Origin of the sequence: Rhizobium sp. MHM7A (genome assembly GCF_005862215.1) — a bacterium.
In the GTDB taxonomy this organism is placed as follows: Bacteria; Pseudomonadota; Alphaproteobacteria; order Rhizobiales; family Rhizobiaceae; genus Rhizobium; species Rhizobium bangladeshense.
Map to the genome: position 1 here is coordinate 1 of NZ_VCHT01000040.1, position 8745 is coordinate 8745.

Annotated in this window: 8 protein-coding genes and 3 pseudogenes; 10 read left to right on the forward strand and 1 reads right to left on the reverse strand. The window is 59.7% G+C overall.

Annotated features, from left to right (window positions below):
• Positions 1-1312 (forward strand): Ulp1 family isopeptidase (locus FFR93_RS41835; RefSeq protein ID WP_246661427.1); only part of this gene is annotated, 1312 nt, incomplete at its 5' end.
• A gap of 191 nt (positions 1313-1503) precedes the next feature.
• Here FFR93_RS41835 and FFR93_RS39830 read toward each other — a convergent pair.
• A pseudogene (locus FFR93_RS39830) lies at positions 1504-1725 on the reverse strand (plasmid pRiA4b ORF-3 family protein); the annotation flags it as partial.
• Between the two features lie 78 nt (positions 1726-1803).
• Between FFR93_RS39830 and FFR93_RS39835 the strand changes: the two are divergent.
• From FFR93_RS39835 to FFR93_RS39875, 9 genes and pseudogenes are all read left to right on the forward strand, one after another.
• Positions 1804-2196, forward strand: coding sequence for a transposase (locus tag FFR93_RS39835; RefSeq protein WP_028743908.1), 393 nt, complete (start codon positions 1804-1806; stop codon positions 2194-2196).
• Complete coding sequence (gene tnpB / locus FFR93_RS39840; protein WP_028743909.1) at positions 2193-2540, forward strand: IS66 family insertion sequence element accessory protein TnpB; 348 nt, start codon at positions 2193-2195, stop codon at positions 2538-2540. Before FFR93_RS39835 ends, tnpB begins: the two co-directional genes overlap by 4 nt.
• 96 nt (positions 2541-2636) lie before the next feature.
• Positions 2637-4086, forward strand: a pseudogene (locus FFR93_RS39845) (IS66 family transposase); the annotation flags it as partial.
• A gap of 512 nt (positions 4087-4598) precedes the next feature.
• Positions 4599-5477, forward strand: coding sequence for a tyrosine-type recombinase/integrase (locus FFR93_RS39850; protein ID WP_245297642.1), 879 nt, complete (start codon positions 4599-4601; stop codon positions 5475-5477).
• Positions 5474-6397 (forward strand): tyrosine-type recombinase/integrase, encoded by a 924-nt coding sequence (locus FFR93_RS39855; RefSeq protein WP_092577041.1) that lies wholly within the window; start codon positions 5474-5476, stop codon positions 6395-6397. Before FFR93_RS39850 ends, FFR93_RS39855 begins: the two co-directional genes overlap by 4 nt.
• Positions 6394-7395, forward strand: a complete 1002-nt coding sequence (locus FFR93_RS39860) for a tyrosine-type recombinase/integrase (RefSeq protein WP_138397173.1) — start codon at positions 6394-6396, stop codon at positions 7393-7395. The genes FFR93_RS39855 and FFR93_RS39860 overlap by 4 nt, the downstream gene beginning before the upstream one ends.
• A 114-nt stretch (positions 7396-7509) precedes the next feature.
• Positions 7510-7653: pseudogene (locus FFR93_RS39865) on the forward strand (transposase domain-containing protein); the annotation flags it as partial.
• Complete coding sequence (locus tag FFR93_RS39870) at positions 7650-8261, forward strand: plasmid pRiA4b ORF-3 family protein (protein WP_028743911.1); 612 nt, start codon at positions 7650-7652, stop codon at positions 8259-8261. The pseudogene FFR93_RS39865 and the gene FFR93_RS39870, both read left to right, overlap by 4 nt.
• A gap of 30 nt (positions 8262-8291) precedes the next feature.
• On the forward strand, positions 8292-8582 hold the full coding sequence (locus tag FFR93_RS39875) for a hypothetical protein (protein ID WP_028743912.1): 291 nt from the start codon (positions 8292-8294) through the stop codon (positions 8580-8582).
• Positions 8583-8745: the final 163 nt, after the last annotated feature.

Below are 8745 nucleotides of genomic sequence, written 5' to 3' on the forward strand. Positions count from 1 at the left end.
AACCTTCTACGACTTCACCGAATTTACCGAGGACGAGCTGGCAGGAATCGATGCAACAGCGGATGCGCTGTCCAGATTTCGCTCCAATGCTGCACCCAATTTGCATGGGACCAGATTGAATGAGGCGTTTGAGAAAAAGGACTCCACTTCAGGCGCGGGATTGGCCAACGATGCAGCGCTTGGCGGCATGCAGGGTGAGCATTCGGCGTCGGCGCTGAGTCCCTCAGAGCCAACCTTCTACGACTTCACCGAATTTACCGAGGACGAGCTGGCAGGAATCGATGCAACAGCGGATGCGCTGTCCAGATTTCGCTCCAATGCTGCACCCAATTTGCATGGGACCAGATTGAATGAGGCGTTTGAGAAAAAGGACTCCACTTCAGGCGCGGGATTGGCCAACGATGCAGCGCTTGGCGGCATGAACACGGTAACCTCAGCGGAGGCGCAGAGGTCATCGCAAGCAAGCCTTAAGGACTTTCCCGATTTAACCGACTCCGATCGGGCGGATGTCAGTGAGTTGTCGCCCATCGACACCAGGAGAGCTGCTTTTGGAACGGGGAACCGACAGATCAGGCTTGAAGATCAGGTCAGATCAGGTCATGGCACTTCCTGCGCGCACCAGCCGGGGTACCAATCAGTCACCCATACGGTTTTTGATGCTGAACATATTGGTGACAACCTGCTAGTCGGGAGCGCGCCAATCCCTCTCTGGCTCGAAGACGAGCATATCGCGGCGGATTTCGCACTGCTTGGCAAGGCGCTGCACTGGGCCAGTCCCGACATCGCCGCCCGGACCTGGTTGGTGGCACCGGCGGTGGCCCACTTCTTGCAGATGACTGAGAACCCGGCCGAGGCGGCCACCACTTTCCACGACATCATCGATGACGGCAGGCCCAGCTTCGTGTTCCTTCCGGTCAACAATGCCGGGACTGGCTCGGGGGGCACCCACTGGTCGCTGCTGTTTGTCGATCTATGCGAGCGCCAGCCGGTCGCCTATCATTACGACTCCTGCGGCACCCTGAACAGCGCCATCGCACAAGGGCTGGCAGCACGTTTGGGCGCCCGCTTGGATCGAGTGCGGATGGCCCAGCAGGACAACGGCTACGACTGCGGGGTATTTGTCCTGGACGCCACCAGGGCGCTGGCCGCGCGATTGGCTGAAGGAGAACGGCCCGTGAGCCAGCCGCTGCACCTAGACACCCTCGTCGCCGACCGGCAGGCTTTACTGGACCGCCTCGCGGCCCCCAGTAACGCACGAGTGGAACTGGCGTCTTCCTCGAGAAGCAGAGAACGCTCATACGGGGGGCGATAAGCTTCAGGGCGTGCCGCATTAATAGGCCCAATGAACGGGTAGCCCAAAACGGCTACGGAAAATGTATCGTTATGCAGGGCCGTTTGAGCGTAACCATCCGAGCAGTCCCGCGGCATTAGCACGCGTGAGGTACGTCAAATCGCCTACACTGATGAGGTTGGTTCAAAGTGGAATGCTCGGCGTAGCGGGGGTCAGTTTTTCCGGCGTGATCTACGCGCCCATTTCGCAGCCAGGTTTTCCACGGCTCTGTTGAGATCAGCGAAGGCTGCATTGTTTGGGTCGAAGTCTTTGGCGCCCCACCATTCGGTAAGCTCGGCGTGCCGTTCATGAGCGGGATCGGCTAGCGCCTCGCGGAATTCCTGATATCCCCACGGACCGCCGACGTCTTCAGGCGGGCAGCGCCCCGTTGCCTCGTATCCCCACGGTGACGGCCGTCTTGTGATGTGAAGCCGAACATTGGAAGTCCTGGTGGTAGCACTGGGAGTAGTCCTATGACGAAGCAGCATATTGAGGTGATCACGTCGGTCGAGCGTCGCCGGCATTGGTCTCGCGAAGAGAAAGAACGGTTGGTAGCGGCGGCGTTAGAGCCTGGAAGCGTTGTCTCGGATGTGGCGCGCTCGGCCGGGATTCATGTCAGTCAGTTATTCCGGTGGCGCAAAGAGCTCTGCCAGATATCAGCGCCGTCCGTGCCTCCATTCATTCCGATTGAGGTCGTGGCGGCGTTGCCAGCGCCTGAACCGTTGGAGGCGACACCGGCACCTCGACCGCGCAAGAAGTTAAGCATCGTGACGATCGAGCTTGGCCGCGGCCGGTGCATTCGTGTGGACAGCGATGTCGATACCGAAGCTCTGGGCCGCATACTCGATGTCGTGGAGCGACGATGATCCCGATTCCGAGCGGTGTGAAAGTCTGGCTGGCGACCGGCTATACGGACATGCGGAGGGGCTTTCCTGGCCTGTCGCTGATGGTGCAGGAGACGCTGAAGCGTGATCCGCATAGCGGCCATTTGTTCTGCTTCCGCGGCAGGAAGGGCGGTCTGATCAAGGTGATCTGGCACGACGGCCAGGGTGCCTGCCTGTTCACGAAAAAGCTCGAACGAGGGCGTTTTATCTGGCCATCAGCGGCCGACGGCACTGTGGTGATTACGCCGGCGCAACTCGGCTACATGCTCGAAGGGATCGACTGGCGAATGCCGCAAAAAACGTGGCGTCCGAGCTCGGCTGGATAGCGGAAATGGCTGGAAAGGCGCGAGCGAATATGATTCCATCTCGCCATGACCGATGCGGCCGATCAGCTTCCCGACGACCTTGCCAGCGCGCATGCGATGATCCTCGCCGAGCGCGCGGCACGCCGTGAAGCCGAGGCCGTCGCTGCCCGCGCCCAGGCGGTGAACTCCCATTCGGATGCACTGATCGCGCGGCTGAGGTTGGAGATCGAGAAGCTCAAGCGCGACATCCACGGCAGCCGCTCGGAGCGCAAGGCACGCCTCCTCGAACAGATGGAATTGCAGCTCGAAGAGTTGGAAGCTGATGCCAGCCAGGACGAATTGGCTGCGGAGCTGGCGGCAAAGTCCTCTACGGTCCGAATCTTCGAGCGCAAGCGTCCATCGCGCAAGCCGTTTCCGGAGCACCTGCCGCGCGAACGCGTCGTCATTGCCCCGCCAACAAGCTGCCCCTGCTGTGGCTCGGCCAGGCTGGCAAAACTCGGTGAGGACATCACCGAGAACATTGGAAGTGATCCCGCGCCAGTGGAAGGTCATCCAGACGGTGCGCGAGAAGTTCTCGTGCCGGGAATGTGAGAAGATCGCCCAACCACCGGCACCCTTCCACGTGACGCCGCGCGGCTTTGCCGGACCAAACCTCTTGGCGATGATCCTGTTTGAGAAGTTCGGTCAGCATCAGCCGCTGAACCGGCAGAGTGAACGCTATGCCCGTGAAGGCATCGACCTCAGCCTCTCGACGCTTGCCGACCAGGTTGGCGCTTGCACAGCGGTCTTGAGGCCCTTGCACGGATTGATCGAGGCGCATGTGCTTGCTGCCGAGCGTCTGCATGGCGATGACACGACCGTGCCGATCCTGGCGAAGGGCAAGGCCGATACCGGGCGGATTTGAACCTATGTCAGGGACGATCGGCCGTTCGGCGGAACGTCGCCACCGGCAGCCCTCTACTATGCCTCCCGCGATCGGCGACAGGAGCATCCCGAGAGGCATCTGAAGACCTTCACCGGCATTCTGCAGGCAGACGCCTATGGTGGCTATAACCCGCTGTTCAAGGTGGAGCGCCATTGCGGTCCGCTGACCCAGGCATTGTGCTGGTCGCATTCGCGCCGCAAGTTCTTTGTGCTCGCCGACATCGCCACGAACGCCAAACGCGGCAAGAACGCCACGCCGATCTCGCCGGTGGCGCTTGAGGCCGTGAAGCGGATCGACGCGCTGTTCGACATCGAGCGCGACATCAACGGCCTCGCGGTCAGTGAGCGGCTGCGACGGCGTCAGCAGGACAGCCGTCGTCTTGTCGAAGAGCTTGCGGCTTGGATGCGGGCCGAGCGGACAAAGCTGTCGCGCAGCTCACCGGTCGCCGAGCCAATCGACTACATGCTAAAGCGCTGGGACGGCTTCACCACCTTCCTGGGCGACGGGCGGATTTGCCTGACCAACAATGCCGCCGAACGCGCGCTGCGCGGCTTTGCGCTCGGCAGGAAATCGTGGTTGTTCGCAGGTTCCGATCGTGGTGCCGATCGCGCGGCCTTCATGGCGACGATGATCATGACCGCATTATGCCGCGCGCGGCATAAGGCACTTTATGCCGACCGTCGAACTATGCCGAACGAGCAGGTTTATGCCAACGTTTTTCGTGACAAAGCAGTAGCCGGATCGGCATAGCTTAGGCTCTCTCCGTCGCAGTTGACGCAAAGGAGAGCCCTATGAACGCAAGTGACTATTTGAAGCGCAGCACGCTGTATCGGAAGCTGATCCACGGGCCGCATGGCAAGTTTGCCCAAGTTTACGCCGCCAGGTTGTCGAACGAAGGCTTGGGTCGGCAATGTACCTGGCGATCGCTGAGCCTGTTTCGAGAGCTGATGGACTGGCATGTTGGCAGCGGACATGAGCCCCGGGATTTAAGCGAAGGTCACGTTAGTCGGTTTTTCGAGCACCGTTTCAAACACTGGAGACCTGACGCGGGCGACCGATCAGCTCTCCGCCGCTTACTCTCTACATTGCGGCAAGAAGGTTTGATATCAGCCGCCGTTCCGATTGAGCGCACGGAGCACGAGCAGATTGTCGATATGTTCGCAGCTTATCTCTCGAATGAGAGAGGGCTCGCCGCCTCAACGGTGGAAAGTCACAAGCTGCTGTCGCATCGATTTCTGATGGAGATCTGTCCGGCCGGCGCAGACGAGTTTGCAGCGCTCACCCCGGAGATCGTCATCGGCTATGTCGAACGACATGCGCTTGACGGTTCCGCCGACAGTGGCAAAGCCATGTGCGGAGTTGTGCGTGCGTTCTTGCGCTATTTGCATCTGAAGGGTTTCATCTCGACGCCGCTCGCTGACTGTGTGCCGTCCATCCGCCGCTGGCGACTTGCCGGCCTTCCAACATTCCTGCCGCCCGAGAAGGTCCAGAAGGTTCTCGATGCCTGCGATCGGACGACGGCAATGGGCCATCGGGACTATGCGGTTCTGATGATCCTCGCCAAGCTCGGCTTGCGCGCCAGCGAAGTTGCGACCCTCAATCTTGACGATATCGACTGGCAGTCGGGCACGATTCTCGTACACGGAAAGGGGCGGCAACAAGCAACGATGCCGCTGCGTCACGACGTCGGAACAGCGATCGTGGCTTATATCCGGCATGGGCGCCCCGCTTCGGCGTGTCGGCGAGTTTTCTTGCGAACTCTTGCGCCGCATGTGGGTTTTGCCTCCGGCTGCGCCATCACGATGATCGCAAAGCAGGCACTCGAACGGGCGGGCATTGACGGCTATGCGCATCACGGCGCCCATCTTTTCCGCCACAGCCTTGCAACCGACCTTTTGCGGTCGGGCGCCAGCTTTGCCGAGATCGGTCAACTGCTCCGCCATCGAAGCATCGACAGTACAAGGATCTATGCCAAGCTCGATGTTGAGAAGTTGCGCGAACTGAGCCTCCCCTGGCCGGGAGGTGTCCAATGAGCCGGCTTCGCACCGCGTTTGAGCGCTACATCGGCATGCGCCAAGGGCTGGGATACAAATATGACGGTCCGGCAAAACGATTGTCGGGGTTCGTCGCTTTCATGGAGGCCCGCGGCGCCGAGACCATTACGGCGGACCTGGCAATGGAGTGGGTCACCTCGATGGGCCGGCAGCCGAGTTGGTCAATCCGACTGGCTGATGTGCGCTGCTTTGCCCAGCACCTCAGTCATTTCGATCCTCTGACGGAAGTGCCACCGAGCGACGCAGTGCCGCCGGCACGGCGCACAAAGCCCTACATCTATAGTGAAGTCGAGATTCAGGCGCTTCTGGCGGCAGCACTGTCGTTGCCGCCGGCCAACGCCCTGCGGCGCTGGACATATCACTGCCTGTTCGGGCTGATAGCGGTCGCCGGACTGCGCCATTCCGAAGCGCTCGGCCTACGCCGGGCCGACGTCGATCTCGACCAGGGCGTCCTCACCATTCGCGAGACAAAGTTCGGCAAGACAAGGCTGGTGCCGCTGCATGCCACGACAGTCGCTGTATTGTTGGACTATGCCGCCCGACGCGATGCACACCTTCGTACGCCTCGTAGTCCCTATTTCTTCGTCGCCGAACAGGGCGGCAGATTATTGCATCAATACGTGCACCGCGTGTTCTGGCGACTATCCCGGCAAATCGGATTACGGCAGGAGGGGAAACGAGATGGTCCACGGATTCATGATCTTCGCCACCGTTTCGCCGTCCAGACCCTGATCAACTGGCATCGGGCTGGCGAAGATGTGGAACGCGAGCTGCCGGTTCTCTCAACCTTCCTCGGCCATGCCAATGTTCGCGACACCTACTGGTATCTGTCCGCCGCGCCGGAACTGATGAACCATGCCGTCCGGCGATTGGATAAGCGCTGGGAGGCTCGGTCATGAGACGCACGAACGACCTGGCCGTGCTGATCGAGCGGTGGTTCACAGATCGGCTCATGAAGCATCGAGGTGTCAGTCCCAACACCATCGCCTCCTACCGCGACACCTTCAGGCTCCTGTTTGCGTTCGCACAGACGCGCCTTGGGAGGTCCCCATCTCAGTTGACACTACGGGATATAGACGCTCCTTTCATCGGCGCATTCCTGGAGAACCTTGAGACAAAGAGATCCGCCTCGGTGAGGACCCGGAATCTCCGCCTTACAGCCATCCGATCCTTCTTCCAATATGCAGCGTTCGAGGAGCCGGCACATAGCGCCCATATTCAGCGTGTGCTCGCGATCCCCAGCAAGCGATGTGATAAGCGGCAACTTCAGTTTCTAACCAGGCCCGAGATTGAAGCGATCCTGGACTGCACTGATCGAAGCACGTGGCTGGGACGCCGCGACTACACTCTGCTATTACTGGCCGCCCAAACCGGGCTTCGGGTCTCGGAGATCATCGACCTTGACCGAGATTCGGTAATGCTCGGCCGCGGTGCGCATGTGCAATGCATCGGCAAGGGCCGCAAAGAGCGAAGTACGCCGCTCACAAAGGTTGCCCAGCAAGCCCTCCGGTATTGGCTCAAGGAACCAGGGAAGCGAGGCGCAACGACTCTCTTTCCAAACATGCACGGTGGCCGGCTCAGCGCCGACGGCGTGCAGGCACTGCTGAACAAATATGTCGCCAAAGCGCGCGAGCACTGCCAGTCCCTTCGCTCAAAGCGGGTGTCGCCGCATGTCTTACGGCACTCCGCTGCCATGGAGTTACTGCAGGCGGGCGTCGACTGCTCGGTCATTGCCCTGTGGTTGGGCCACGAAGCGATGGAAACGACGTTGACCTATCTTCATGCACATCTCGAACTGAAGGAATCTGCACTCGCAAAGCTGAAGCCGTACGAACGCGCCAAGGCCGAGCGGTTTCGACCAAGCGACCGGCTTTTGGAATTCCTGAACGCCCTCTGAGCATGAGAACTATGCCGAGTGTCAACCAACGGCGACCCGCCGAACCGGCCGGGAACGCACGGTGTAGCGTCCTCATCAAAAGAGGCGTTCGGCATAGTTCGACGGTCGGCATAAACCGCCAAGCTCAACGATATCGATCCGCAGGCATGGCTTGCCGATGTCCTGGCCCGAATTGCTGACTTGCCGATGACACAGCTTGCAGAGCTGCTGCCGTGGAATTGGACAGGTCAGCGCCCCACGATGGCGTTGGCATCATGACCGTCGATCGCATCGCCAGGCTACTTATCCAACTCGACGATATCGAGCCTTTGATCTGGCGCAGGGTCGAGGTTCCACTCACGATGAGCTTGAAGGGGCTCCACGATGTCATTCAGGCGGTGATGCTGTTCCAAGATTATCATCTGTTCGAGTTCAAGGCTGGTGGCCGGTGTTACGATGTGCCGGATCCAGAAGACCTCTATGAGCGAAAAACCTTTGCGGCTCGCAACGTCCACATCGCGGCGCTTATCGAGCGTGGGATCGCGACCTTCAAATACACCTATGACTTCGGCGATAACTGGCAGCACACGATCACGGTCGAGGAAGTAGAGGATGGTAGTCCGGGGATCGAATATCCGCGCTTTGTTGATGGTCAGCGCAGAGCGCCACCGGAAGATGTTGGTAGCACCTCGGGGTTCGAGGAATTCCTGAAAGTCATGGCGAAGCCGCGACACCCGCGGCATCGAGAGTTTGTGCGTTGGTATGGTGGCCGCTTCGACCCCGTCGATATAAGCGTCGATATCGTTCAAGACCGTGTTGCTAGACTTGCCCGCCGTCGGACGCTTGGAAAGGCTGGCTTTGCGAAGAGCCAAAACCAGCAGCACTGACCAAATCTGAAAAACACAGAACGAGGCATCATGGGTTATCGCAACTCCGCCCTGTACACCTTGAAATACGTGGCAACGATGCTCAATCAGGACGAAGACTTCTTGCGGGAATGCTCGATTGAGATGTTCTCCGAAGATGGCTGCGTGTCTGCATATGACGACTATCCAGCCTCAGAGCTCAGCGAGCACATTGTCTTGTTTACCGAAGTCGGCATCGAAAACCTTCAACAAATTATCCGCAATCTTCGCGGAGACGCCAACCCGCCATCGAAGCCCGTCGCAGGACGAAACCGTAAGAAGCCGAGGCTACTGCGGCCCTGACCGGATGGTTACGTTGCCTCGATCAGCATTGGATCTGCAAGCGCGGCGATGGGGGAACGTGCGCTCGATCTTGATGCTGTGCGTCCGGCGATGTCACGTTGTCGGCAACTTAACGGGTGGCGGATAATTCGGTTGAGATGACCTCATCGACCATCAGCTACAA

Excerpts from the sequence above, each read along its gene's own strand:
- FFR93_RS39860 (WP_138397173.1), top strand. The coding sequence starts at position 6,394 with ATGAGACGCACGAACGACCTGGCCGTGCTGATCGAGCGGTGGTTCACA.
- FFR93_RS39835 (WP_028743908.1), top strand. The coding sequence starts at position 1,804 with ATGACGAAGCAGCATATTGAGGTGATCACGTCGGTCGAGCGTCGCCGG.
- FFR93_RS39875 (WP_028743912.1), top strand. The coding sequence starts at position 8,292 with ATGGGTTATCGCAACTCCGCCCTGTACACCTTGAAATACGTGGCAACG.
- FFR93_RS39870 (WP_028743911.1), top strand. The coding sequence starts at position 7,650 with ATGACCGTCGATCGCATCGCCAGGCTACTTATCCAACTCGACGATATC.
- FFR93_RS39855 (WP_092577041.1), top strand. The coding sequence starts at position 5,474 with ATGAGCCGGCTTCGCACCGCGTTTGAGCGCTACATCGGCATGCGCCAA.
- FFR93_RS39850 (WP_245297642.1), top strand. The coding sequence starts at position 4,599 with ATGTTCGCAGCTTATCTCTCGAATGAGAGAGGGCTCGCCGCCTCAACG.
- tnpB (WP_028743909.1), top strand. The coding sequence starts at position 2,193 with ATGATCCCGATTCCGAGCGGTGTGAAAGTCTGGCTGGCGACCGGCTAT.